The organism is Psychrobacter frigidicola, assembly GCF_007997305.1.
In the GTDB taxonomy this organism is placed as follows: domain Bacteria; phylum Pseudomonadota; class Gammaproteobacteria; order Pseudomonadales; family Moraxellaceae; genus Psychrobacter; species Psychrobacter frigidicola.
Genome location: NZ_VORZ01000002.1, coordinates 437,552 through 463,473, shown reverse-complemented (window position 1 = coordinate 463,473; position 25,922 = coordinate 437,552). Strand labels below are relative to the sequence as shown.

Below are 25,922 nucleotides of genomic sequence, written 5' to 3'. Positions count from 1 at the left end.
ATCTAAGTCGCACGCTTCATCACTTAGTATTCACCCTATTGCTGTTATCGTATGTCCAGTCGTTGACTATCATTTATTCACAACGATAGTCGCAAACAACAAAAATACATTGATAACACTATATTAAAAATAGGAAATACTATGAAAGTTTTAGTGATAGGTGCAAGTGGTAGAGTCGGTAGTGATTTGGTTGAGAAGCTATTAGCGGATAACCATCAAGTCATCGGTACCACTCGTCAGGACCAACAGTTATTTGATGCAGATAATTACTCGCAACTTAATTTAGATATTACTGCTGAAAAAGATGATATTCAAAAGCAACTGGCTGATGATATCGACGCTGTTTATTTTGTAGCAGGCTCTGGTGGTAAAGATGTCTTAGAAGTGGATTTGCATGGTGCAGTCAAAACGATGCAAGCAGTGCAAGATAAGGGCATCAAACGTTATATTATGCTGAGCACCGTATTTTCACTAGATACTAGCAAATGGGGAAATCCTGCTATTGCTGATTTAAAAGATTATTATATCGGCAAACATTATGCTGATGAGTGGTTGGTTAATGACAGCACACTTAACTATACCCTCGTACAAGCCGGCGCTTTAAAAGAGCAAGTAGGTACTGGCAAGATTACAGTCAATAGTGATAAAGCAGGTGAGAACGCCATTGCTGACGTTGCTGCAACTTTAGTGGCGGTATTAGATGCTGACAGTGCGAGTAAAAAAGTCTTTCATATTCAAAATGGTGAAACCCCAATTAAAGAAGCGATTGCCAGTTTATAGAAAAGCTATTGTAAAATAGCTATGGCAAACTTATTCTATAAGAAATTTCAGTAACAGTTTTCAATTAAAGCAAAAGCGGACAAGCTTCTTAACTTGCCCGCTTTTTTATTGCAGTCTTTATTATAAAATGATTCATAACGTAAACTAGAAAACTACTTGCTAAGCTTGCCCGCTAGGAAAGGTAATCACGTCTTGCAGAGACTTTACTCCTGCAATCACCATAAGCAGTCTATCGATACCGACAGCGATACCACTACAAGGTGGCAAGTCATCACAAGCCGCAAGTAGGTGCTCATCAATGGGCATTATCGGCAGGTTATGACGGTGACGTAACACATTATCTTGCTCAAAGCGCTGTCGTAATGCGTCCCCATCAGCGAGCTCATCATAAGCATTGGCAATCTCAATACCATCGATATAGAGCTCAAAACGCTTAGCGACCAAATTACCGTCTTTATCAAAGGCAGTTTTTGCTAAGGCGGCAGTAGCGGGTGGATAATCAATAATCAAGGTCGGCAAGTCGTGGCCTAAATTAGGCTCAACCGCATGACTGAATAATAAATCTAGCCAGCTTTGACGACTGTCTTCTTTATTGTTATCAGAACTATCCTCTATGTCGAAATCAAAGCCAGTTAAACCTTTATCTTCAGCAATCGCTTGTAGTGCCTCAATGCTAGCCGTTAGTGGATGAATACCCACAAAGTCCATAAAGGCATCCACATAACGGTAATGATTCATAATTATCGGATAGCCATATAAGACTTCTAATAACGCACCCAGCTCATTCGCCAGCTCAGTTAAGCTGTAATAGGGTTGATACCATTCCAACATGGTAAATTCAATATTGTGCCGCGTTCCTATCTCATTATCGCGAAATACTGGACAGATTTGATAGATAGCCACTTGCCAAGCTGCCAGCACCCGCTTCATGGCAAATTCAGGCGAAGTATGCAGATAGTAGATTTTCAGCTTATCCTGATAAGTGACTTGCGCACTAACTGATTGCAAAAAAGTATCAGTATTGCCCGCTTGTGAGAGTATCGGTGTCTGCACTTCTAACACTTGACGCATGGTAAAGAAATGACGAATATCATGCAGCATTTTTGCCCGCTTGCGCGCCATCTCAAGCGCCATAGTTGGCTCATAAACGGATAGTTGCTTACTTTTTTGAGTCATTATTATCTACTGTTGACGGCTATTTATTAACTTAGCGCTTTTATATTAAGCTTTTTAAAACTGCCATTCACGGCGCAAATGATAATCACGGCGTAATTGGTCAAAATCGGCTCCATTTACTTGACCGTCATCTGCCTTTGCACGTAGCAATTTATCATCTTGCATAATGTCATAAAACTTAATCAGTCTGTCTGGATATTCCTTGAGCTCAGTCCATAAGTACATATTCACTGGCAGCAAATTATGCATGGATTGCGCTGGGGTCACATTAAATTTTTCACATAAAGCATCATAAATCATTTGCGTTCCGCGCAGCTTACCTTCCAAGGTATAACCAGCAATATGCGGCGTGGCGATAGCCAATTTCGATAATAACTGTTCAGCGATTTGCGGCTCGTGCTCAAAGACATCTAGCACCACTTGCCGTCTAGTTTGCTCTATATTGTCTTCTAAAGCTGCAGCGTCAATAACTGGCCCTCGCGCGCTATTAATTAATAAACTATCTGCTGGCATGGCCTCAAGCGCTGCCGCATTAAGTAAATGATGCGTTGGGTAATCGCTACGGTTCATGCCTTCAGCATCCGTTAACGGCACATGTAAACTAATGGCATTACTTTGGCTAATAACTTCATCGAAACTGGCATTGTTAAAAGCAGATGCGGGTAACAAGGGGTCATAACCTAATACCTGCCAACCCAAATCAGCGGCATATTGTGCCAAGGTGCTGCCAATATTACCCAATCCGATGATGCCTAAAACTACAGGTTGGTTTGATGACGGCTGCCAATATTGCGGGCGCAAAGTTAAAATTGCCGTCAGTACATACTGCGCTACTGAATGCTTACTACAACCTGCGGCATTGGCGAAGGTAATATTACGTTCCGCTAAATAAGCTTGATCAACGTGATCGGTACCAATAGTGGCAGAGCCAACAAAGCGCACACTATGATTGTCTACTATTAATTCAGCATTAATAGGCGTCACAGAACGTATTAACAGCACGTCCGGCTGCACCTCAGCCAGCAGTTGAGCAGTAATATCGCGCCCTGCTACGCTAACAATATTCACTGTTAGAGCAGCGTCTTGTCCAAGCGTCTGCGTACTAAAAAACTCATCAAGACTCGCAATATTACTATCAGCAACAATGGTCAGCGTGCGCGTGCTTGGTGTTTCTTTAGACTCATTATTACCAGTAAAAGTATTAACGTTAGTATTAGGCATAGATTGGCACCTCTCTTATTAAGATTTTATTATTTATAAGATGTCAGGATGTAATAGGTGATAACAGATGTTGTGCAAGTAATTTTACTGAACGACAAAGTTGTCATTAAAGGTGACTATTATAAGTGGGTCGACTATTAGTGGCTCGACGCATTATCTTCTGCCGTATCGTTTTCTACCTCCTCAACCACTAACTGAGCTTGATTGTCCGTTAATACCACCTCTTTTGGCGCAAAGATTTCATTCTTATGTTGTGAAATCCATTCGCGCCACACTGCAAGCCCAATCGCCAATACCACAGGCCCAATGAATAAACCCACGAAGCCAAATGCTGTCAGGCCACCAAGCACCCCAATAAAAATAATAATAAAGGGAATTTTAGTCGCACCACTAATAACCATAGGCCGAATTAAATTATCTACCCAACTAATAACTAATATGCCCCACAATGCGAGCCCAATCCCTTCTGTCGTTTGACCTTGGCTCAACAACCAAATAGAGACTGCACCCCATGCAAATGGGGTACCAAACGGAATAAGTGCTATAACAAAGGTCACAATCGTTAGCAGAATAGGACTTGGTGCGCCAGAAAAATAATAACCAATCCCTGCAAATAACGCTTGTCCCAACGCCGTTAGCCCGATGCCATACACTACCGCACGCGTCGTCATACCCACTGAGTCAATATACCCATCGATACGGTTACCAATGATATTGCGTAGTGCTTGGCGGATTTGACGAATCAGGCTGGTACCATCGCGGTAAAAAAAGAACAGTGTCATAAGCGCCATGCCTAGTTTAGCAAGGCTACTAAACACCACATCTAGGGCAAGCTTACCATAGTATAAATGCGACTGAATCCACGTACGAAATGCATCAAGTGTGCCCACGGGGTCTTTGTTCACTTTCCACAAAATATCTTTGATTTGCTGACCGATAATAGGCAGATCTTTTAAAGAGTCTGGTACATCAACATAGCCTACCTTGACGCGATAGACCAGATTGGTAATGATGCTTAAGGCTTCTTGTTGTAAAATAAACAAGCCAATAATCAGGGGCACTCCAATAATTAAGGCAATGCTGACCGTCATAATAGCAGCACTAAAGCCCGAGCTGAGTCTTACCCTTTCATGGAAAAATGTATAAATTGGGAAAGTAATATAGGCTAAAATCGCCGCCCACAATGCTGGCACAATAAAAAACTGCACCACTTGAAAACATAAAATAAATAGCGCAATCAGTAAGGTAATTGCCAGCAAGCGCTGAATCACAAACTCTTTTGTCCAGTTTTCTATCATAACTTGTCAATCAACCATTGAGAGCAAAAGTGAGTGCCATTTTGCTACAAAATTTATAAATACGAAGGTGTTCATAGACAGATTATATTTGCCATCTGCCAATATCGATACTTGCTGATTAAAATAAACTTAACCGTCAGTGTTTATTATGCAATAAGATATAGCGAATACATAAGGCTATGTTGTAACTTTTACTTACAAGTTTATATATCTAGGCTGCCATTTTGATAATTTTAGTCACTACTTTAATGGACCTAGCCTCAATCATTCAAAGTGACTATACACTTTTTGCTTGACTCATGAGTTTGTATAATCCGCTTAAACATTAAGGCAGGTAAAACACGGCTGCGTTCTCGTTGATTTAATAATTGATGTTATACTAAGGGTATTATTTTGCATTTTTAAATATTGTTAGGCACATTTTTAGTCCTAACTTTAATACGTCACTCAGTTTGGATTTTAGGAATAGTGTTGTTGCGGAGTATTTCCGCCAGCACATTTTTTGGATGTGTCGTTTAACGATATAATTTACATCAATAACTTAATAATTTTATTTTTCAATTTAGCTTAATAGGACACACAACTTAATGGGACACATCGCTTAATTATACACATCGCTTCGACTCATTATGCAAAGTCATACTTGAATGAGAAGTCTGCGTTGTCCCTTACATTTTAAATGATATATTGATAGGAACAATAACAATGTCAAAAGACAATAATACTTCTAATATTACGGTAAACACCAATACCAGTGCGTCTATGGTATCTCCTGATAGCGTTACTTTTGCACTAGCTCAATCGCATTTTTTAGTTGGTGATATCACTGCTAACGTCGAAAAAATGCGCGCGCTTGCCCTGCAAGCCCGCGAGCAAGGTGCGGATGTCATCATCTTTCCGGAGCTGGCTTTATTAGGCTACCCTCCACAAGATCTACTGCTGCGCCCAAGCTTGTCCGGTCGTATTAAAAGCGCCTTATCAACGTTAAGCGATATCGACGATATTGTCATGATTGTCGGTTATCCGCATGTCGACCATCATGGTACTTTTAACTCGGCAGCTATCTTACATAATGGCCACCAAAAAGGCTTTTATCATAAACAGTATTTGCCCAATTATGGCGTTTTTGATGAGCGCCGTTACTTTGACAAAGGTCGCAACCAAGTTTTATTTGATTATAAAGGCATTACTATTGGTCTGCTCATCTGTGAAGACTTGTGGGAGAAGAATCTGATTGCTGAGCTAAAACAGCAAGGTGCGGACCTTATTATTAGCTTAAATGCCTCACCGTTTGAGTTGAAAAAGCAAGACGCACGCAAAACTATGCTTGCCAAACGCAGCCGTGACCACAAGTTACCGATTATTTATGTGAATGCGGTAGGCGGACAAGATGACTTAGTCTTTGATGGTGGTTCAATGGCGATACAGGCTGACGGCAGCGTCGCCCATGAAGCATCGCGCTTTATGAATCAGCTGATGCTTGCCAGTTTAAACGTCAATACATTTAAATTTAATGCGCAAGTAAAAGCCCCCTTGTCATTAAGCCGTGAGTCAGAGATGTATCAAGCACTAGTCGTTGGCTTGCGTGATTACGTCAATCATTCAGGATTTACCGGCGTTATCATTGGCCTGTCAGGCGGTATTGATTCAGCATTAACGCTATGTATCGCCGTCGATGCCTTGGGCGCGGACAAAGTCTATGCGGTCATGATGCCGTACGAGTATACCTCGAAAATCAGTTTAGAAGACGCACAGGCACAAGCGCGCCGCTTGAACGTTTCTTATACCGTCTGCCCTATTTTTGATGCGGTCGAAGGTATTCGTCATACGCTTGCACCTCTATTTAACAAGTCGCCTGCAGATACGACTGAAGAAAATATCCAAGCGCGCGCTCGTGGCGTTATCTTGATGGCCTTGTCTAATAAGTTTGGACATCTAGTGATCACTACGGGTAACAAGTCAGAGATGGCTGTTGGCTATTCAACCTTGTACGGCGATATGGCTGGTGGTTTTGATGTATTAAAAGACGTTTATAAGTCGCAAGTTTATGACTTGGCCAACTACCGTAACCGCTTAGAGGACACGCCTGTTATTCCTGAGCGCGTCATTACCCGTCCGCCATCGGCTGAGCTACGTCCGGATCAGACTGACCAAGATAGCTTGCCAAATTACGAGGTATTGGATGCTATCCTAACTTTATACGTCGATGAAGATTTAGGCTACAAAGCTATTGTCGATAAAGGTTTCGATGCCGATGTGGTCGCCAGAATCATTACTATGGTTGACAATAGCGAATACAAACGCCGTCAAGCCCCTATCGGTACTAAGATTAGCAAAAAAGCCTTTGGTCGCGAACGCCGTTATCCTTTGGTTAATAAATGGTCAATAAAAGGCTAAGTAGTTAAGCTTAAACTAACTTCTTTAAATACATATCTTATTGTCGCTTTTACTAACAGCTGGGTGCTTACCCAGCTTTTTTATTATCAGAATTCTATCATTAGAAGATTAAATTTAATAATTTACTCTATAACACTTGTCTTAACTACCCAATATTAATGGTCATCCTGACCAGATCCTATCCGAGTATTTCATGAGTTTGCTAACCGCTAGTGTGTTTATTTTTATCTTGATTTCGTTAAGTGCCGTAGTATCCAGCTCTGAGCTGGCGCTTGCCTCAGCGCGCAGAATCAAGCTTCAAGTTATGGCAAAAGAGGGGGATGTGCGCGCGCTTGATGTGCTCAATATGCAAGATCAACCCGGTAGCTTTATTACTGTGGTACAAATCGCGCTTAATGCAGTGGCAATCCTAGCTGGGGTCATCGGTGAGTCGGCAATCAGTCCCTATCTAGAGCAATTACTTGGTCATGAAGCCTTGGCCTCTATTCTATCTTTTATTATCGTAACCAGCGTATTTGTGCTGTTCGCTGACCTAATGCCCAAGCGCTTGGCGATGTCGAATGCTGAGCCCATTGCGGTAAAAATGGTACGACCGATGATTTTTTTAATTTTTATATTCAAACCAATTATTTGGATATTTGACGGGGCAGCAAACTTCCTGTTCAAGCTCATAGGTATCTCAACCGTACGCCAAGATGATATGACCTCAGAAGACATCTATGCAATGATGGACGCCGGTGCAGAAGCCGGTGTGCTCAAAAAGCACGAGCACCATCTAATTGAAAATATCTTTGAGATGCAAGAGCGTACGGTGACTTCAGTCATGAATCCTCGTGAACATATCGTTTATTTTGATACCAAAGTCAGCAATGAGCAGATAGTTGCGACAATGATTCGTCAGCCGCACAATAAATTTCTGGTGTGTAATGACGATGATTTAGAGCATATTATTGGTTATGTGGAGTCACGCACCTTTTTGGCATCCGTACTTGAACAGCAACAAGTGTGCTTAACTGACAGGGCACTACTCAAGCCGGCGCTATTTATCCCCGATACCTTATCGTTATTCGAGGTGCTCGAGACCTTTAAATCCACTGGCGCCGACTTTGCAGTTATCGTTAATGAGTATGCGCTGACGGTGGGTGTCATTACTCTTAAAGACGTGATGAGCATCGTCATGGGCGAGCTGGTCACTTTAGAGGAACAACCCATTGTCCAACGTACTGATAACTCTTGGCTGATTGATGGCATGACCCCTATTGAAGATGTGATTCGTGCCTTAGGGATGGTCAATTTGCCGCAGAGTGAAAATTATGAAACCATCAGCGGCTTTATGATGTTTATGCTGCGCAAGATTCCAAAAAAAACGGACAGTATTACATATGCCAATTACCATTTTGAAATTCTTGCGACCGACAATCTTAAAATCAATCAACTGCTGGTGACCAAGTCTGAAGAGTCGGTTTAAAAAGTGTCGGTTTAAATACGTAAGCAAAAAATGCTCTTTAATCACGCGCCCCAAATATTGCCGTTCCTACGCGCACCATGGTCGAGCCATTAGCGATGGCATCCGCCATGTCATCACTCATGCCCATACTCAAGGTATCCCATGCCTCAAGCTCTGGATGCTGTTGTTTGATACTCATAAATAACTGCTGCGTACGGGCAAAGGCATCAGTATCCGCTTTGGCAGGAATAATCATCAAACCGCGCAATTGCAAACGCTCATAGCTTTTAGCCGTGGCGATAAGTGCTGATAGCTCCTCTGGGCGACAGCCTGACTTGCTGTCTTCATCGTCGATATTCACTTGAATAAGCACATTAAGGGGCGGCATATTTTCTGGGCGTTGTTCGTTTAAACGTTTGGCAATAATATCGCGCTCAAGGGTTTGTACCCAGTCAAAATGCTCAGCAATATCGCGGGTTTTATTACGCTGAATACTACCGATATAGTGCCAAACTATATTTTCACATTCAGGCTCATTTTTTAGCGTAACAATTTTCTCAATCGCTTCTTGTAGATAGTTTTCACCAAAATCACGCTGTCCTTGTTTGGCTAACGTGGCTACCATGTCAGCAGGTTTGGTCTTCGATACTGCCAGCAATGTCACTTTATTATCCGCATCATTATGCCCAGCTTTCGCGCAAGCCTGCGCAACTTGTTCACTTACCTGTTGCCAGTTAGCGATTAAATGCTCTGTATCCATATTATTCTCATTATTTTTTGTTTATTAGAAGGTATGTATTAAAAATAGTAGATATTAAAAAAGGGGGTTATTAAAAGTAGTAGACGTTATAAATGTTCGACATGAAAGGTGGAGCCATTAGCTTGTCTAATTATTAAAACTTTAAATTTGAAGTTTTAGAAAAAATAGAATGCATAGTCTAATTATAACGGTACTCTATTTTTACATTTAATCTGCATCTCCAATGGTTAAATAGTCATAGTATTGTTATCATATTGTTACATTATTTAACTTATGCTACTAATAACTCCCTTAATTGTAATTAATCACAGACTGGTTATTTAACACTGATCTTTTAAAGTGTATTCGTCTTCTTATTGACTGAGTTTTGACTGACAGGAATACCTATCCATGGCTGAAAAAAGTAATTTAAGCATTGAAGATTTACTGCGTTTTACCGTTAAGCACAAAGCATCAGATTTACATATTTCTGCCGGTATGCCTGCGATGATTCGGGTGGACGGCGAGATGACGCGCATTAATATGCCAGTCATGAGTCATCAGGTGGTGCATCAGCTAATCTACGATATTATGAATGATAAGCAGCGTGCTGACTTCGAAGAATTTTTCGAAACTGACTTCTCTTTTGAGATTCCAGGGTTGGCACGTTTTCGGGTCAATGCCTTTAATCAAAATCGCGGTGCGGGCGCAGTGTTTCGTACGATTCCATCCAAAGTGCTGACGATGGAAGATTTGGGCATGGGCGAGGTATTCAAGCGCGTGTCGGACTTCAAGCGCGGGGTCGTATTGGTAACCGGTCCCACAGGTTCAGGAAAATCAACGACATTGGCGGCGATGATAGATTATATCAACGAGACCCGTAAAGAGCATATTTTGACCATTGAAGACCCGATTGAATTTGTTCATGAATCCAAAAAAAGCCTGATTAATCAGCGTGAGGTACACCGCGATACGTTAGGTTTTGAACCCGCACTGCGCTCGGCATTACGTGAAGATCCAGACGTTATCTTGGTCGGTGAGCTACGTGATCTTGAGACCATACGCTTGGCACTGACCGCTGCTGAAACGGGTCACTTGGTCTTTGGCACCTTGCATACCAGCTCCGCTGCCAAAACTATTGACCGCGTCATTGACGTGTTTCCTGCGGCTGAAAAAGATATGATTCGGGCTATGGTATCAGAATCACTGCAAGCCGTCATCTCGCAAACTTTGTTAAAAAGGCAAACCGGTGGTCGTGTCGCGGCACATGAAATTATGCTAGGCACGCCTGCCATTCGTAACTTAATCCGCGAAAATAAAATCGCCCAGATGTATTCGTCTATCCAGACCGGTGCAGGCGACGGTATGATTACTTTGGATCAGACGCTCAAAAACTTAGTAGCAAAAGGGACGATTAGTAAAGATGTGGCGCGACCTTATGCAAAACAGCCTGAAGCCTTTCTTTAATATAGATGAACTATTTTTATTGAGCGTCTGCCATATTTAACAGACGTTTATCTACCCTTTAAATAACAGACTATACTTTATATTAGGTACGCTATGGATTTTGATAAATTGCTGCAACTGATGATTAAGAATAACGGTTCTGACTTATTTATTACTGCTGATGTCGCCCCTTCTATGAAGATAAACGGCACGATTCGCCCCGTCGGTAAAACGCCGCTGTCATCCGAGCAAACCATGGTTTTGGTCAAAAGCATCATGACAAAAAATCAACAACAAGAGTTCGAAGAAACGAGCGAGTGCCAATTTGCCATCACCGATAATGGACAGCAAGCGCGCTTTCGAGTCAGTGCTTTTATGCAACGTGATATGGCTGGAATGATTTTACGGAAGATCGAAAATAAGATTCCTACTGTTGAAGAGCTACGCTTACCGCCCTCTTTAAAAGAGCTGGCAATGAGGAAGCGCGGTATTATTTTATTGGTCGGCGCTACGGGTACGGGAAAGTCCACAACCCTTGCCGCTATGGTTGGTTATCGCAATCATAACTCCCACGGTCATATCATCACTATCGAAGATCCTATTGAGTTTGTGCATCAGCATCAAGGGTGTATTATTACCCAGCGTGAGGTCGGCATTGATACTTTGACTTTTGAGGCAGGACTAAAAAACACTTTGCGCCAAGCCCCCGATGTCATTTTGATCGGTGAAATTCGCAATCGTGAGGTCATGAGTTATGCCATTCAGTATGCCGAAACAGGCCATTTAGTCTTTGCCACCTTGCATGCTAATAACGCCAACCAAGCCATTGACCGGATCATTCACTTTTTTGAGACTGATCGTCACAACCAGCTGTTTATGGATTTATCGCTGAATCTGCAAGCCATTATCGCCCAGCAGCTTATTCCGACCCCAGATGGTAAAAGTCGCCGCGCTGCTATCGAGATTTTATTAAACTCGCAGCTAATAAGTGATTATATCCGTAAGGGAGAGATTCACGAGATTAAAGACGTCATGACACGCTCACGTGATAGTGGTATGCAAACCTTTGATCAGGCATTGCTGGATTTATATGAAAATGGTGAGATTACTTATCAAGATGCTATCAGTCATGCAGACTCTCCGAACGACTTGCGCTTAAAAATAAAACTGAGCAGTAAAAATAGCCGTCAAAACCTAGACGAAGGCGCTGATCGCTTGTCATTAGATATTAACTAGAAAAGCTCTGATAAGGTCATAACAAAAATCAAGCATAAAAAAACAGCGCTTATAATAAGTGCTGTTTTTTATTTTCTAGGTATACTAATGCATGACTGGTTGTCGTTAGACCTTAATTGCCAATCGCTTACTTAGCACTGTCTCTGCATTCTTGATTATTACAAATACCGAATAACACCAATGAATGGCCGGAGAGCTTAAAGCCGTGCTCTTTAGCCACTTTAAGTTGTTCTTTTTCGATGACCTCATTATGGAATTCAACAATCTTTCCACAAACATCGCAGACCAAATGATCATGATGCTCAGCTTGGGCAATTTCAAACACCGATAAGTTATTTTCAAAATTGTGACGCTCGACAATACCCGCTTGTTCAAACTGAGTCAATACTCGGTATACGGTAGCCAAACCTACATCTTCACCTTGCTCAATCAGCGCTTTATATACCTCCTCAGCACTCATATGATGCAGCTCTGCACTTTCAAGCAACTCTAAAATTTTGATACGTGGCAAGGTTACTTTTAGTCCTGCTTTACGTAAATCTTGATTGGTTAAAGAAGCCATAATATCCCTTTCGACTGTCATAGTCTTAGCAAATGAAATTAAAAAAATAGGTTATAAATAATCATTATAGGCGAGCAACATGAATGACCTGCACCTCATTATTTGCAATAGTTATAATGGGTCTGCCGGTCACAACATTCACTATAGCTTATCATTATTTAACGATACGAGTGTAAGTCTATGAATTTAAAGTATAAATGATGAAATACAATAGATAGCGTTTGGTAAATAATGTCGTAAGTGGTAGGCAATTGCAAGTAAATGACGTATCATTTATCGGTGATTGTCGGTAAGACTTGCATCAACTGCAAGTAGCCGCGCCTAACCCATTTTTTATGAGTCATCTTACCATGATAAAGCCGTTAACTTTTTGCTCCTTTAAGCACCGTCCATCTAGCCACATCCAGAGCCTTTTCCGCAAGCTTACGATGACAGCGACCCTTGGTGCCGTTATTGCTATGTCTGGCTGCTCGTTACTTAGCGTCTATAAAATTGATTTGCCACAAGGCACACCAATCACTCAGACTGAAGCACAAAAGCTAAAAGTAGGCATGAACCAAAATCAGGTGCTTTATATACTAGGCAGCCCTGCTATTAAAGACACTCTTGAACCCAACCGTTGGGATTATATCTACGATTATAAAGCGGGTACAGATGGCAGTCGTAAAGGGATTGCTAATGTAAAAAATGCCAGTCAGCATCTCATCGTTTATTTTGATGCTAATGGCGTAGTCACGCGTATTGAAGGTCTTGAATCGCTACCCGTTTCTTAATAACTTGTGACTTGTGAATACTTGAATGACGCTATCATTTAGAGCGCGCTTTATTTAAGTAGTATTATACTATTGATTGTATTTTACCTTATTTGTACTTTTACTTTTGCGCTGAGACATCGGATCAGCGCTTAAGCTTCGATAGACTTCAATACGATCAAGTGCTTGCAGCTCATAGCTCAATGGCTGCTTTTGCGCATAGACACCAACGTGCCACAGCTTGGCTGCGGGTGTAGTAATATGCGCAACTTGCTCGCACCATTTGGCTAACTCAGGAAATTGAGTCAACCAGCCAGATTGTACTATTGCCTCATATAACGTTGTACCAGCAGCCACTTGCAAGGTTAAATAATGCTGGCGCAGCGCCTCTTCAGCGTACGCTAAATGGACAGTTATCAGCTCAGCCACTGCATCACCCAACCTATTAATGCCAACACCAATGCTAAGGGCACAATCAGACGAATGGCTATTCGCCATAGATTATAGAAGGCTTCATTACCGAAGTTCAAAGACTTACGTAAATGACTGATTTTCATGCGCCAGCCTGCAAAAACGGATAACAATAGTACCGCGACACTACTGATAATGACCAGTATCCCAACCAACCACGTGGTCGGTATCGCTATTACTAATACCAATCCTATCACCAACGTTAATATTAAACTGACCAAAACACCAAATTTATGCGCCAGTTGCTGCGCACTATAATGCAGTAAGTAGCTGACAACAAACAAGACCCCTACCCAATATAATAGCTGCCCAATAGGTGGCAAAGTTAAACCGCTAATGAATAAAGCCACCATGCCAACCAGTAATTGCAGTATCCAAATTGGTAATACCAGTTTAGTTGCGCGGTAATTGCTAAGCTTATTGGCACTGCTTGGTGCATTCTGCTGACTGCTGTCGATAGCAGTTGTGGCTTGTTTGGTAATTAAATTCTGACCGAACCAGTACAGACCAGTACCAGCACCCACGCTCACCAATGCCAGTGCGACGGCACGTGCCCATTCGCTTAAACTAATGGCGGTCATCGCAAAATCAACGCGCGGTAAGCCGTTAACCAAACCCATAGCTAGACCTATAACCATTAGCCCCAGACCAATCGGTAAGGGAGCAACACCCAATAAGCTAAGCAATACGGCGATGACCATAAGACCTGCTGCGACCCCAAAGCTAGGTATAGTAGGCGCGCTATCAAGTGCCGTTAACGCAGATAATATACCGCTACTGGCTCCTGATATGACCAGGGCCGCAATAACTATCGTCACTATCGCAGCCAACCAGCCAAAACTACGCCACAGTGGACTGGCATCGGCCTCACGCGTTAACTTTTGCATCCCAGCTAGGGGCGCATCTACACTACGATAAGCCAGCGCTATCTCGGCATAAATAACCGGAAGCGATACCAACACCATGGCAAGTAACCAAAGTAGCCAGAAGTCAATTTCCCCAATAGATGCAGGCGCAAACCACCGGAATAGTAATAGTGGCAGTAGAGCTGCCATAAAATAAGAAGCATAGCGGATCATCATAATCTCAATCCAAACGGTATAAAGTGAATAACATAAACAGTGAAAAAAGCAAAAATTAGTAATATGTTAACTGTACTATTAATAACTTACAGCTATAAAAAAGAGACTTACAGCTATAAAAAAACCCCGAAATCGGGGTCTTTTATAGCTAATAAACTTTCTTCAAAAAATAACGTAAAAAACTCGGTACGGTAAATTAGTAAAACGACTTCTCAACTTAAATATTAGTGAATGGCGCTCACGTAATCTGACAAGATACGAATATCACGATCTGATAATCGCGACGCTACCATCTGCATCATGCCCATTTCACCTTCTTTGCCTGCATCATTGACTCGTTTTTGATCTTCACTGTCAATATCATCATCACGACCGGCAGCACGGAACAGCTTCAACTGCGTTGCGATATATTCTGCATGTTGACCACCTAAACGTGGGAACGCAGCCCACGTATTACCTGCGGCATCTGGGCCATGACAACCAGCACAACCAATCACACCACGTGATTTGTCGCCACCTAGAAATATTTTGGTAGCTTCTTGCGTGGTTGCAGGATTACCAAAGCCAACACCCCAAGGTGCTTGATCCGCATAATAGCCTGCTACATTGGCTAAATCTTGCTGTGATAAGTTCGCCACTTGCGACTGCATAATACCGTTTTTGCGGTATCCTGCTTTAAAGTTAACCAGTTGTTTATATAGGTATTTAACATTTTGTCCACCAAGGTTTGGCTGAGCGGGAACAATACTCACACCATCAACACCATGACAGGCAGCGCAGACTGTTTCAGCGATTTGTTTACCAGCATTAGCATCATATTCAGGAACAGTGATAGCAGCTTGTACGCTGAAACTTGCGACACATAAGCTGGCGGCAGCGATTAACTTTTTCATGGATATAGATCCTACTAACTCGACGTAAGTATTATTTGGAATGATTGTAACTTAGAATAGTTATACGAGTGAAATACCCAATATTTATTACGAGCCACTTAACCATCAAGCGAAGGTACTCATAAATCTGAGGTCTTCATCACAATCTGCCTGAAACCACTTACTAACATCAGGGTTTATTTGCGATTATTATAGCAAGACTTTGTACAATTTGCCTACTTAATCGTAGCATCTAAGCATTTTTCTAATAACACCGAATTATAACGTCTGCCATAACTAAAAATTGCGTATGAATTCCATGAGAGTCAGTCTACTCAAGCCACAAATGTCTCGTAATATTACTAATGCCGGTGATAGTTAATATTTTGCGGGTTATCATTTGCTCATATACTCGATAAGCTTGCGATAACTGTCATCGTTACAGTCTTCACATAGCCCACCAGCTGGCATTTGAATCATGCCACTTTTGACAGAATTTAGTAGGACTGGCATACCTTTTTTTTGTTTGAGAGTGTCCCATGCCACTTTGTCCCCTTTTTTGGGTGCGTTAAGCGCGCCACTATCATGACATGCAGCACATGAGCTGTTATAAATAGCTGGAATATCAGCAGCAACGGCATGACTCATTATCGCAGTGCCCATTATGAGTGTTGCGATAACGCCGCCCAAAGCATGGATAGTTTTAGCTAAAAGTGCGGTTATTGCGCGCATTATACACCTCGTATTACTGTTTATTTTAAGTTCACTGTGACAGCAAATTAATGTCATTCTCATCTGTGATAATTGCTAACATTGTAACAAAATATGTCAAATTAATATAGTGGCCTTGAGTTTAGTATTCGTAACTTATTCTAGTCGGGTATAACTTTTGCTAAGCGCCCATCTACTTTAATGTTATGCTGTCATTTATATGATGCTAACCATAGCTATTTCAATGTAATAGCTAATAGTTGCTGGCTAAAAAATCACCTTTATTTATTTTAATAGCTTCATAATACCTCCTGAATTTATACCTAATTTTTCAAATGTTAATGAGCCATTTATGCATACCCCGTTTAAAGATGTCGCCGCTGAGCATGCGGCGTTTAACACCAAGGCGCGTCAGCGTATTCAGCAAACTGAGTTTATGACTTCAGCGCCGACTTTTCGTCTTTGCCCCCCTGATTCAGGCTTTGAGGTGGCATTTGCTGGTCGCTCGAACGCGGGCAAATCGTCAGCTATTAATGCCTTAACCAATCAGCGGCAACTGGCGCGCTCATCAAAGACGCCTGGGCGCACGCAGATGATTAACTTTTTTAGTATTGGCGAGACAGAGAGACGGTTGGTCGATTTGCCAGGCTACGGCTATGCGGCTGTGCCACTTGAGATGAAGAAAGAATGGCAAGTGGAGCTGGAGGAATATCTAGTATCTCGCTCAAGCCTTGCAGGTTTGGTACTCCTGACCGATATTCGCCATCCGCTGAAGTTCTTCGATGAGCAGATGCTACACTGGGCAAAAGCAGGCAATTTGCCCGTCCATATCTTGCTAACTAAAGCCGATAAGCTTAAATATGGCGCGTCCAAAAATGCCCTTCTCAATACTCGTCAAGCCTTAAAAAAACTAGGCCTAAACTGCACTATTCAGCTGTTCTCAGCCCTTAGAAAAGAAGGTCTTGATGAGTTGGCTGGTGTAATGGGAAATTGGTATCGGTATAAACTTGACGATGATAAAAATGCTACATTAGCTTTAAATGAGCAATCCCTTGATGAGCAATTCATTACTAAACAAGATGCTATCTAAACAGAAAGCACTGAAAAAATGACTATCCAGCAAGAAGTTATAGAAACAGACGTTATTAAACAGGACGTCCTTAACCAAGAAAATATTGAAAAAAAAGACGTATAAGCAGAGTATGAAGATAAAAAAAGGGATTTATCATTAATTTGATAAACCCTTTTTTTTATAACTTACTTATTTTGATTTATTCTAACCGCATAATAGCTCAACCAACTCTTCCGACGACTCTACTTGATAGCTGGGCTGCTGCGCGGCAAGCTCGTCGCTCGCGGCTGCTCCATAGTTTACTGCGATACTGGTCATACCCAATTGACTGGCCATTTGTATATCATAAATACTGTCGCCGATAAAGACCGCATCAGCAATATTTTTCTGTGTGTGCTCTAAAATATCGGTGAGCATCTGCGGATTAGGCTTAGAGCCAGACTCATCAGCGCAGCGGGTAATTTTGAAGTATTGAGCGCTATTAGAAACCTCCAATACTCTGTCAAGACCGCGACGTTTTTTCCCAGTTGCGACGGCTAGCTGCTTGCCCTGTTGTTGCAAGGTTTGTAGCATGGCCTCTATAGTCTGGAAGAACGGTGTGCGGTGGCTATTAGGAATATAATAATTGGTATAGCTTGTTTCAATCGCCAGCTTTTGTGTAGCAGTTGCTTCAGGATATAGAATATCTATACTCGTGAGCAGACTTAACCCGATGATGTCTTTTACCTCTTGGTCAGTGGTTTGAAAACCATGCGCTTCTCCAGCCACATGCATCGACTCGACAATTAAACCTATCGAATCCATCAACGTGCCATCCCAATCAAAGATAATCAGTGTTTTATCCGCTAATCTAGATTCAGTAGACAATGATGCTGATTGATTGGTATTTGACTGACCCATAGTTTGACCTTAGCGTATAACATTTGAACAAAAGCAGTTAACGAATGATGGTGATATTAAAACAAGTTGCTTAGCTTATACTTTTGGTAGCTCAGTATCCACTGGTAATAAAGCTGCGATATCTTCTGGCAACGGAGCAATAATCGGCTCGTAACCCGGTATATCTAAGCGCCATGCATGCAAGCACAGACGATGAACCCCTGATTTATCATGCACATTATATTTATCGTCACCCAAGATAGCATGGCCAATGTGGGCTAAATGTACCCGTATTTGATGGGTACGCCCAGTCAACGGTTTAGCTTCTATTAGGCTCACCATTTGATTGGCAATCATAAAACGGTTATGCACGACAATATCAGTCTGGCTTTCTTTGGATTGCGGATCTTTTGCATCGACTTTCACGCGGCGTTCACCGCTGGCAAGGGTGTAGCGCAATAATGGCGCATCGATACGCTGCTCGTTAAGCGTTGGCTGCCCTTTCGCTAAGCATAAATAATGCTTCTGAATCGTTTTGTCGATTAGATGCTGCTGTAATACCTTGAGCGTTGAGCGCTTTTTAGAAATCATGAGCAGACCTGACGTGTCTTTATCAATGCGATGTATCAGCTCTAAGTATTTTTTACCTGTCACTTCGCGCATGGCTTCAATAACGCCAAAATCTAGCCCGCTACCGCCATGTACCGCAATACCTGAAGGCTTGTTAAGAACGAGCAAACCATCATCTTCATAGACCACTCGTTGTAATAAGCTTTTGGCAAACTCAGTGCTAATAATCGGTTTATCACGGGTGGCAAGCTGTACCGGCGCGATGCGCACAACATCTTCGCGGCTTACTCTATCATGCGCTTTACAGCGCTTATTATTCACGCGAATCTCATCCGAGCGAATCATTTTATAAATATGTGATTTCGGTAAACCTTTCAAACGATTAAGTAAGAAATTATCTAAGCGCTGGTCGTGCTGATGGCGTGTCACTTCAAGATAATTGACTTTCTCAAAGTTACTTATCTCATCGTCAGCGCTTTGTGGACGGGTTTTACTATTAAAGATGGCAGGGGCTTCAGGGGCGTTTGCATCGTCGGTCATTTTAGAGTTTGTCATTTTTAGTTAGGTATTTACACAAAGATTTGCTATAGTTTAGCATGTTGAGCGCCAATTGCGCATAGGTTACGGCAATAATCATTATTGCTTTAGATAGTCAATCGCCATCTTTACTACTTGCTAGTAACGAGGTTCTTGATACATACCTTGGTAAGATTGGACGCGTCATCTAAATTTTAAGGCAGAGTGCCTAATAACATGTGGTACTACGCCAAATAAATAGTGCTAATAGCACACATAATCACGTTAATAACATTGGTAAATATACCGATTTATTGCGTGACAACCATACACAATTTACTCATTTAGCGCATAACTACGATTAGATTTATAATTTTATTGGTACGCGCAGTTGAGCAAGTGATGATAGTTTTAGATTAGGAAGTTACTGCTGCTTATCTATTAGCGGTCAAACAGATGATAATCATTGAAAGACTTATATACGACTGTATTGATGAACCAGTGTTCTACCCTGTTTGCCAAGTACGCCCCGCTGAATAATAGCGCAGCGATATCCTAACGGAAGCTAACAAGGATACTAGTAACTTTTGAAAGATGTAATGAATGATAAATAAGATAGCTTAGCCTAAAGTATTATCCTTAGAACAGCAGCGTGTTAATACAAGCTTACAACTTATATTAATAGCAAATAAGCTTATTGAGGCTTAGATACTAATAACTGACAGTAATAATTTCTGTTATAGAAACTATAAATCAAGTGATGTTAGCTTTACAATCTACCTCATTGATGTTTATTCTTAATAACAACTTTAAATTGACCACTTTAGGTTAGATTTAATAACTGCAGTTATAAACACGAAGGGTTATAAAACAGCATTTTTAATTCATCTACTGTCTTTCAAATACTCTCTATTATCTTCCGCTAATTTTCCTATTAGCCGCTCTTGCCATTGCCCCATAAAAAACAGTCTTATTGTTGTTGTGCGTACTCATAGGATAACAATATGAAACGCATTTTAATTAACGCCACTCAAAACGAAGAAATTCGTGTCGCCTTGTGTAAAGGCAACCATCTGTACGATTTCGATTTAGAAAACCGTACCCGCGAGCAAAAAAAGTCCAACATTTATAAAGGTCATGTTACTCGTGTCGAGCCATCGCTTGAAGCGGTATTTGTTGAATATGGCTCGCAACGTCAAGGCTTTTTGCCGATTCGTGAAATCTCTGCTGAATATCTAAGCGGCAACCCTCGTGATGAGAATATCAAAAAGCTCATCAAAGAAGGCGATGAGCTCATCGTCCAAGTCGAAAAAGAAGAGCGTGGTAATAAAGGTGCAGCACTATCCACTTATGTATCTTTAGCCGGTCGTTATTTGGTACTCATGCCCAATAATCCACGTGGTGGTGGCATTTCACGTCAAATATCTGGCAAATTGCGTGAAGACATGAAGCGCATGCTGGGCAATCTTGACTTGGCAAAAGGTATGAGTGTCATCATTCGTACGGCTGGTATTGGCAAAACTCAAGAAGACTTGCAGCATGATTTGAATCACTTGCTCAATATTTGGCAAGCCATTCAAGAACAAAACCAAAAGTATCCCTCACCGCGCCTAGTACATCAAGAAGCCGGCGTTGTTACGCGTGCCGTACGTGACTATCTACGTGATGATATTGCTGAGATTTGGATTGATAACGAAAACGCTTATGTCGAAGCGGCAGGTTTTATTGACGCGGTCATGCCAACCCAAGCGGACAAACTGCGTAAATATACCGATTACGAGCCGATGTTTGCACGCTTTAATATTGAAAAACAAATCGAAACGGCGTATCAGCGTGAAGTACGTTTGCCCTCTGGCGGCTCAATCGTCATTGACCAAACTGAAGCGTTGGTGTCTATTGATATCAACTCTGCTAAATCGACTAAAGGCTCAGACGTTGCTGAAACGGCTTATCATACCAATTTAGAAGCAGCGGATGAGATTGCCCGTCAGTTACGTCTGCGCGATATGGGCGGCTTGATTGTCATTGATTTCATTGATATGAATGACAATAAGCATCAAAAAGAAGTAGAAAAGCGTTTGGTTGATGCCACTAAATATGATCGTGCGCGTGTACAGTTTGGCGATATCTCTAAATTTGGTTTGATGGAAATGAGCCGTCAGCGCTTACGTCCATCTTTAGAAGAGTCGACCGGCTATATCTGCCCGCGCTGTCATGGCAATGGCATGATTCGTGATTTGCGCTCACTGTCATTATCTATTATGCGTGAGATTGAACAAATTGCTCTAAAAGAACGCCAAGGTGAGGTTCAAGCTGAAGTACCTACTGATATTGCCGCATTCTTATTGAATGAGAAACGCGATAGCATCGTTTATCTTGAACAAGACAGTGGCACACGTATTACTATCTTACCGCATGCCCATCTCGAATCACCCAACTTTAAGCTACACTTTAACCGTGATGGCTTTGCCCCTTCAAGTTATGAGCGTATTACTGACACGCAACAAGAGCATAGTGGTTTAGGGTATGACGTTGATTGGCAAACCGCTGAAAAAGAGCGTCCTGAGCAGCAGCCAACGCGTCAACCCCGTAAAGCGCCCGATAACACAAATAGCCCTCAAAGCAGCCCACAAAATGCGCGTCAAAATGGTAGCAATGAGTCACACACCCAAAATAGTAACGAACAAAACAGCGCTAATAGAAATAGCAATGCGCCGACGACATCGACTCGAGCAGTCCAAAACACTCCTGTTCAAAATACACCTACTCCAAGTAATGTAAACCAAAACAATACTGCCCAAGTTAATACCCAGAACGCTCAACAAGTTCCTGTAGCGGCTCAATCTGCCGCGCCTACGGCTCAGCCGCAAGCAGTTGCTTGGTTGTCTAATCTGTTCGCCCAAGCGCCACAAGCGCAGACTTCAGCCAGCGTCAGCAGTCGTGATGCCGCCGAAGCGATTGAAGCGCTAGTAAATACAGGCGCTCAAAGCTTAGGATCGTTTGGTCAAGTCGACAATCAGGCTTTGAGTAGCGCTCAGACAGTGTCAGCGCCGCAAACGAGCCAACCACAAAGCAGACAATTAGATAATAGCCCACAGTCAGAAAACAATACCAATCGTCAGACAAACAGTCGTCATACTGACAGCTCCGTCGACAACCATGCTAACGACGATAGCAATGGCGACGATAGAAGAAGACGTCAGCCGCGTAAGCCAAGACCCTCAAAACCCCATCAAAGAAAAGACCAGCGCGATGAGAATGGTCATAGGGATAACAGTAAAACGGATAACGGTGACATCAATAATGCCGCAAAAAACAATGTTAACGATAGTACCAATGCGAATAACGTAGACAAACAATCTGAGAGCCAAGATAAACGCGAACACGATAACAAACGCAGTAACGATAACGCCCGCAGTCGTAACAATCGTCAGGAAAATGGAAGCAGCAGCGAGCGTAGCGACCCTTCTCATAACCGCAGTCAAGATAGCGCAACTGAGGAGCAGACGCGGAGCAAACGTAAGCCGCACAGCCAACGCAGCTCGCGCGGTAAGCTTGAACGCAATGAGACATTGACGGCAACCACTGACACTAGTGCCAAACAACAGACGTCACAAGATAATGTCAGTCACGCAAGCACTACTAACAACAGTCAAGCTAGCACCGTACGCCATCAAGACCCTAATGAGGTGACGATACAGGTCAACGAGGCACGTCCTAAGCTTAAAGCCCCAGAAGTGGTTCATCTGTCTTTAGATGATAGTAAGTCTGAAAAAATAGTGACCAAGCAAGCTGAGGAACACGCTACTAAACCTCACTTATCAACAAATGACGCACTAAAAAATAGCGAAGAGGATAGTGCAGCTCAGCACAGTGAAGAAAATTCAATAACAGAAACGGTCAATGAGTCTATAGATCATACACCAGCTGTTATTGACACTGTCAGTACTACTGAGGACGAGGCACTTTCTAACGCTTATGAAGTTAGTAAAGCTAGCGATAGTCAAGAAGCGGGTCAAATTGATGGCCAGATCGATGATAAAACTACAGACAGCGAAACAGCTGTAGATACTTTACAGTCATCTGAGTCCATCATAAGCGCACAAGAGCCAGTAGTTGCTAAAGCGGCAACAACTAGCGAATCGACCGCTACAGTTGAGCAGAAAACTGCGGATAGTAACGATACTACGGTGGCCCCTACTGACAATATGGTTATTAGTATTGAAAATAATGGTACTACACATACCAAAAACAACGAAGCTAAAGACAGCAATGTCACAGACAGTAGTGCTGCGCTTGAGCTTACCCATGCAGCATTATTTGCTAAGCGTTATGTGACGGCCAATAAGTTTGGCCAAGCCAGTAATGATCCCCGCGTTGTTCGTCAGCAGCAGGATCAACTGCAAGCAACGTTGACGGTACCCACAACTGAGCCCGTTATTCAAAAAACCACTGCAAATTCACTTGCTATTCGTGGTACGGTTGGCGAATTTATTCATGCCACTCTTGCTGATGCGCAAAGCCGTTTGGCAGATGACGGTGTGATTCGTAGCTTTATTGACGCCATCACTGTCCATACTCAGCAAACTGCTGATACAGATGGTAAAGCCATTACTGATGACGTTAAAGGTAGCGAAAATAACGCCAGCGACGCTCATGAAAGTAGCTTTAACTTTAGCAATTATGGCTACGAACCTCTAGCAGCGGATTACTTAACTCGCTTTGGAGCAATGACTCAAGCAGTCAGCCAATTTGCCGCTGCACAAGGTAAAACAGCAGTCGACCCACGAGCTATTGGCGAACGTGCCAGCAATGACCCGCGTGGACAACATCCTGACTATCACGCGCCAGTAGTGTTAGAAGCAACGACAGTTAGTGAGCCCACTGTGGCAAGCCAAGATGCTGAAACAAAATCTAACTCTCGTTATGAAAGCACTAATACTCAAGAAATGAGTAACGTCGTTAATAGTGACATTAACAGTGATGTCACTCAATCTGAAATAGTAGCTAATGACAGTCAAGTTGAAAGCTCTGACATGGTGAGTACTGACAGTGAGCGCCTTGATATTGAAGATCGTCAACCTACTGATGACGCTGAGAATCCTTTAGCTGAAACCAATCAAGTAGACGTTCATGACATTGAGGCAACCGCGTTAACCGGCGAGATGCAAGCAGACGATGTCAGCGCTGAAAGTAAGCAATCGTTGCAAGCGGATCAACTTTATCTAGACAACGTGCAGCTTGATAGTAGTGAGCCAAACGATGCCGAGGGTGACGACGCGGAAGTTGCGAACAGCGATATGATAGTTACGGATAGCGATATGGTAAAAGCAGAGTCTGTCAAAGACGATAGCCAAGCTGGTAAATCAAAAACGACCATTGCCAGTTATAAAAACATGATTGAGAGTGTTGCTGAGCAACTGCTCCAACAAACAGGCAGCTTTAATTTGACGACGCCCAAAGTTCCTAAATCGCGCACACGTAAGCCTAAAACGGATCATAAAAAACCGACACAAGCTGAAAATATAGAGTCTGATAACTCAGATAGCGACGGTGAATAATATCAACTTAGTAACTGCAACCTAAAAATAGCAACCTATAAAAAGCCCCAAAGTTACCAGTAACTTTGGGGCTTTTTATATTTAATTTAAATTTTTGTTAGATTAGTAACTTAATGTGCAGCTGACGAATCTTGGTCTTTATTACGCATTTTACCAATGACAGTTACAATAGCCACTACCGCAACGCCAATAATTAGACCTACTAACCCATTTAACAACATAGTAGTTAGACTCTCAAACACCCCAGTCAAATGGGCGATATCTTCAACTTCATGATGTAAAAAATCAATACCATGCACTAAGATACCACCGCCCACTAGGAACATGGCTAACGTGCCAGCGATAGATAAAAATTTCATTAATTTTGGGGCAGCAGCCAGTAAAAACCCCCCTATCTTCTGTTTTACATTACCCGATTTCTTCATCAAATACAGACCCAAATCATCAATTTTGACGATAGCAGCGACCAACCCATAAACGCCAACAGTAATGGCAATAGCAATGATAGCGAGAACTAAGCTTTGCTCTAACAATGTTGCACCAGCGGCTGCACCTAAGGCAATCACAATAATCTCAGCCGATAACACGAAGTCTGTGCGTACCGCGCCTTTTATTTTTTGCTTTTCAAAAGCAACCAAGTCAACCGTGTCATCAGCATTGGCACGCAATCGTGCGTTTTGCTCCTCATCATGCGGCAGAATATGCGGCCAGAACTTATGAATGACCTTCTCTGCGCCCTCATAAGCTAAGTAGAGACCGCCGCACATCAACAGTAGTGTTACTAACGGCGGGTAAATAGTGCTAATCAATAACGCTGCAGGTACCAAGATAAGTTTATTGACGAATGAGCCTTTAGCTACCGCCCAAACGACTGCCAGCTCACGATCTGCTCTGACGCCAGTCACTTGTTCAGCATTAAGCGCTAAGTCATCGCCTAAGACCCCAGCCGTTTTTTTAGCAGCAACCTTAGTCATGAGCGAGACATCATCTAATATCAAACTGATGTCATCAAGTAGGGTTAATAAACTGGCACCTGCCATAAGTGTTCCTCAGCGTAAATTCGCTTAAATGAATGGATATAATACAAATGATAATAGAACCATCTTAAAATAATAATAAGGCCAAAAAACAGTT

20 protein-coding genes are annotated in these 25,922 nt (G+C 42.3%); 8 read left to right on the top strand and 12 right to left on the bottom strand.

Annotated elements, in window-relative coordinates; all coding sequences use genetic code 11:
- Positions 1-141 precede the first annotated feature (141 nt).
- On the top strand, positions 142-780 hold the full coding sequence (locus ES754_RS08555; protein ID WP_147223755.1) for an NAD(P)H-binding protein: 639 nt from the start codon (positions 142-144) through the stop codon (positions 778-780).
- Positions 781-939: 159 nt separating this feature from the next.
- On the opposite strand, the gene epmA is transcribed toward ES754_RS08555, so the two are convergent.
- The 3 genes from epmA to ES754_RS08540 all read right to left on the bottom strand — a co-directional run bounded on the left by epmA (position 940) and on the right by ES754_RS08540 (position 4,475).
- Positions 940-1,956, bottom strand: coding sequence for an EF-P lysine aminoacylase EpmA (gene epmA, locus ES754_RS08550; protein WP_147223754.1), 1,017 nt, complete (start codon positions 1,954-1,956; stop codon positions 940-942).
- A 54-nt stretch (positions 1,957-2,010) separates the two neighbouring features.
- Positions 2,011-3,177 (bottom strand): 4-phosphoerythronate dehydrogenase, encoded by a 1,167-nt coding sequence (locus tag ES754_RS08545; protein ID WP_147223753.1) that lies wholly within the window; start codon positions 3,175-3,177, stop codon positions 2,011-2,013.
- A 137-nt stretch (positions 3,178-3,314) separates the two neighbouring features.
- Positions 3,315-4,475, bottom strand: coding sequence for an AI-2E family transporter (locus tag ES754_RS08540; protein ID WP_147223752.1), 1,161 nt, complete (start codon positions 4,473-4,475; stop codon positions 3,315-3,317).
- A gap of 762 nt (positions 4,476-5,237) precedes the next feature.
- Between ES754_RS08540 and ES754_RS08535 the strand changes: the two genes are divergently transcribed.
- Both ES754_RS08535 and paeA read left to right on the top strand, forming a co-directional pair.
- Positions 5,238-6,872 (top strand): NAD+ synthase, encoded by a 1,635-nt coding sequence (locus ES754_RS08535; protein WP_227678031.1) that lies wholly within the window; start codon positions 5,238-5,240, stop codon positions 6,870-6,872.
- Positions 6,873-7,065: 193 nt separating this feature from the next.
- Positions 7,066-8,340, top strand: a complete 1,275-nt coding sequence (paeA, locus tag ES754_RS08530) for a polyamine export protein PaeA (protein WP_147223750.1) — start codon at positions 7,066-7,068, stop codon at positions 8,338-8,340.
- A gap of 37 nt (positions 8,341-8,377) precedes the next feature.
- Here the strand turns inward: paeA and ES754_RS08525 are convergent, their stop codons facing one another.
- Complete coding sequence (locus tag ES754_RS08525; RefSeq protein ID WP_147223749.1) at positions 8,378-9,079, bottom strand: YggS family pyridoxal phosphate-dependent enzyme; 702 nt, start codon at positions 9,077-9,079, stop codon at positions 8,378-8,380.
- A gap of 390 nt (positions 9,080-9,469) precedes the next feature.
- On the opposite strand from ES754_RS08525, the gene ES754_RS08520 reads away from it, so the two are divergent.
- Positions 9,470-10,525, top strand: coding sequence for a type IV pilus twitching motility protein PilT (locus ES754_RS08520; protein ID WP_147223748.1), 1,056 nt, complete (start codon positions 9,470-9,472; stop codon positions 10,523-10,525).
- Between the two features lie 93 nt (positions 10,526-10,618).
- Positions 10,619-11,740: a PilT/PilU family type 4a pilus ATPase gene (locus ES754_RS08515; RefSeq protein ID WP_147223747.1), complete on the top strand. Its 1,122-nt coding sequence runs from the start codon at positions 10,619-10,621 to the stop codon at positions 11,738-11,740.
- 127 nt (positions 11,741-11,867) lie between these two features.
- On the opposite strand, the gene fur is transcribed toward ES754_RS08515, so the two are convergent.
- Positions 11,868-12,302 carry a ferric iron uptake transcriptional regulator gene (gene fur, locus ES754_RS08510; protein ID WP_147223746.1) on the bottom strand — a complete coding sequence of 145 codons (435 nt, stop codon included), beginning with the start codon at positions 12,300-12,302 and terminating at the stop codon, positions 11,868-11,870.
- 335 nt (positions 12,303-12,637) lie between these two features.
- Here fur and ES754_RS08505 point away from each other — a divergent pair, with 335 nt between their 5' ends.
- Complete coding sequence (locus ES754_RS08505) at positions 12,638-13,075, top strand: outer membrane protein assembly factor BamE (protein ID WP_147223745.1); 438 nt, start codon at positions 12,638-12,640, stop codon at positions 13,073-13,075.
- Between the two features lie 69 nt (positions 13,076-13,144).
- Here the strand turns inward: ES754_RS08505 and ES754_RS08500 are convergent, their stop codons facing one another.
- The 4 genes from ES754_RS08500 to ES754_RS08485 form a co-directional block, all read right to left on the bottom strand.
- On the bottom strand, positions 13,145-13,483 hold the full coding sequence (locus ES754_RS08500) for an RnfH family protein (RefSeq protein ID WP_227677903.1): 339 nt from the start codon (positions 13,481-13,483) through the stop codon (positions 13,145-13,147).
- Entirely contained in the window at positions 13,471-14,607 is a 1,137-nt protein-coding gene (locus ES754_RS08495; protein WP_147223743.1) for an SLC5/6 family protein, read from the bottom strand. Before ES754_RS08495 ends, ES754_RS08500 begins: the two co-directional genes overlap by 13 nt.
- A 224-nt stretch (positions 14,608-14,831) precedes the next feature.
- The gene (locus tag ES754_RS08490; protein WP_147223742.1) at positions 14,832-15,500 is read right to left on the bottom strand and encodes a c-type cytochrome; all 669 of its coding nucleotides are present in this window, start codon (positions 15,498-15,500) and stop codon (positions 14,832-14,834) included.
- A gap of 375 nt (positions 15,501-15,875) precedes the next feature.
- On the bottom strand, positions 15,876-16,211 hold the full coding sequence (locus ES754_RS08485) for a c-type cytochrome (protein ID WP_147223741.1): 336 nt from the start codon (positions 16,209-16,211) through the stop codon (positions 15,876-15,878).
- 331 nt (positions 16,212-16,542) lie between these two features.
- Between ES754_RS08485 and yihA the strand changes: the two genes are divergently transcribed.
- Positions 16,543-17,280 carry a ribosome biogenesis GTP-binding protein YihA/YsxC gene (gene yihA / locus ES754_RS08480; RefSeq protein ID WP_147223740.1) on the top strand — a complete coding sequence of 246 codons (738 nt, stop codon included), beginning with the start codon at positions 16,543-16,545 and terminating at the stop codon, positions 17,278-17,280.
- Between the two features lie 186 nt (positions 17,281-17,466).
- Here the strand turns inward: yihA and ES754_RS08475 are convergent, their stop codons facing one another.
- Both ES754_RS08475 and ES754_RS08470 read right to left on the bottom strand, forming a co-directional pair.
- Entirely contained in the window at positions 17,467-18,162 is a 696-nt protein-coding gene (locus ES754_RS08475) for an HAD-IA family hydrolase (protein WP_147223739.1), read from the bottom strand.
- A gap of 75 nt (positions 18,163-18,237) precedes the next feature.
- Positions 18,238-19,251: an RluA family pseudouridine synthase gene (locus ES754_RS08470; RefSeq protein ID WP_147223738.1), complete on the bottom strand. Its 1,014-nt coding sequence runs from the start codon at positions 19,249-19,251 to the stop codon at positions 18,238-18,240.
- A gap of 980 nt (positions 19,252-20,231) precedes the next feature.
- Here ES754_RS08470 and ES754_RS08465 point away from each other — a divergent pair.
- Complete coding sequence (locus tag ES754_RS08465) at positions 20,232-24,788, top strand: Rne/Rng family ribonuclease (RefSeq protein ID WP_147223737.1); 4,557 nt, start codon at positions 20,232-20,234, stop codon at positions 24,786-24,788.
- 110 nt (positions 24,789-24,898) lie between these two features.
- Here the strand turns inward: ES754_RS08465 and ES754_RS08460 are convergent, their stop codons facing one another.
- Positions 24,899-25,828 (bottom strand): DUF808 domain-containing protein, encoded by a 930-nt coding sequence (locus ES754_RS08460; RefSeq protein ID WP_147223736.1) that lies wholly within the window; start codon positions 25,826-25,828, stop codon positions 24,899-24,901.
- Between the last annotated feature and the right edge of the window lie 94 nt (positions 25,829-25,922).

Bases quoted from the DNA above. Each gene is read 5' to 3' on its own strand.
- ES754_RS08490 (WP_147223742.1), bottom strand. From the start codon at position 15,500: ATGAAAAAGTTAATCGCTGCCGCCAGCTTATGTGTCGCAAGTTTCAGC.
- ES754_RS08495 (WP_147223743.1), bottom strand. From the start codon at position 14,607: ATGATGATCCGCTATGCTTCTTATTTTATGGCAGCTCTACTGCCACTA.
- ES754_RS08460 (WP_147223736.1), bottom strand. From the start codon at position 25,828: ATGGCAGGTGCCAGTTTATTAACCCTACTTGATGACATCAGTTTGATA.
- ES754_RS08515 (WP_147223747.1), top strand. From the start codon at position 10,619: ATGGATTTTGATAAATTGCTGCAACTGATGATTAAGAATAACGGTTCT.
- ES754_RS08485 (WP_147223741.1), bottom strand. From the start codon at position 16,211: ATGCGCGCAATAACCGCACTTTTAGCTAAAACTATCCATGCTTTGGGC.
- ES754_RS08525 (WP_147223749.1), bottom strand. From the start codon at position 9,079: ATGGATACAGAGCATTTAATCGCTAACTGGCAACAGGTAAGTGAACAA.
- ES754_RS08520 (WP_147223748.1), top strand. From the start codon at position 9,470: ATGGCTGAAAAAAGTAATTTAAGCATTGAAGATTTACTGCGTTTTACC.
- ES754_RS08505 (WP_147223745.1), top strand. From the start codon at position 12,638: ATGAGTCATCTTACCATGATAAAGCCGTTAACTTTTTGCTCCTTTAAG.
- epmA (WP_147223754.1), bottom strand. From the start codon at position 1,956: ATGACTCAAAAAAGTAAGCAACTATCCGTTTATGAGCCAACTATGGCG.
- ES754_RS08465 (WP_147223737.1), top strand. From the start codon at position 20,232: ATGAAACGCATTTTAATTAACGCCACTCAAAACGAAGAAATTCGTGTC.
- ES754_RS08470 (WP_147223738.1), bottom strand. From the start codon at position 19,251: ATGACCGACGATGCAAACGCCCCTGAAGCCCCTGCCATCTTTAATAGT.
- ES754_RS08540 (WP_147223752.1), bottom strand. From the start codon at position 4,475: ATGATAGAAAACTGGACAAAAGAGTTTGTGATTCAGCGCTTGCTGGCA.
- fur (WP_147223746.1), bottom strand. From the start codon at position 12,302: ATGGCTTCTTTAACCAATCAAGATTTACGTAAAGCAGGACTAAAAGTA.
- paeA (WP_147223750.1), top strand. From the start codon at position 7,066: ATGAGTTTGCTAACCGCTAGTGTGTTTATTTTTATCTTGATTTCGTTA.
- ES754_RS08475 (WP_147223739.1), bottom strand. From the start codon at position 18,162: ATGGGTCAGTCAAATACCAATCAATCAGCATCATTGTCTACTGAATCT.
- ES754_RS08555 (WP_147223755.1), top strand. From the start codon at position 142: ATGAAAGTTTTAGTGATAGGTGCAAGTGGTAGAGTCGGTAGTGATTTG.
- ES754_RS08545 (WP_147223753.1), bottom strand. From the start codon at position 3,177: ATGCCTAATACTAACGTTAATACTTTTACTGGTAATAATGAGTCTAAA.
- yihA (WP_147223740.1), top strand. From the start codon at position 16,543: ATGCATACCCCGTTTAAAGATGTCGCCGCTGAGCATGCGGCGTTTAAC.
- ES754_RS08535 (WP_227678031.1), top strand. From the start codon at position 5,238: ATGGTATCTCCTGATAGCGTTACTTTTGCACTAGCTCAATCGCATTTT.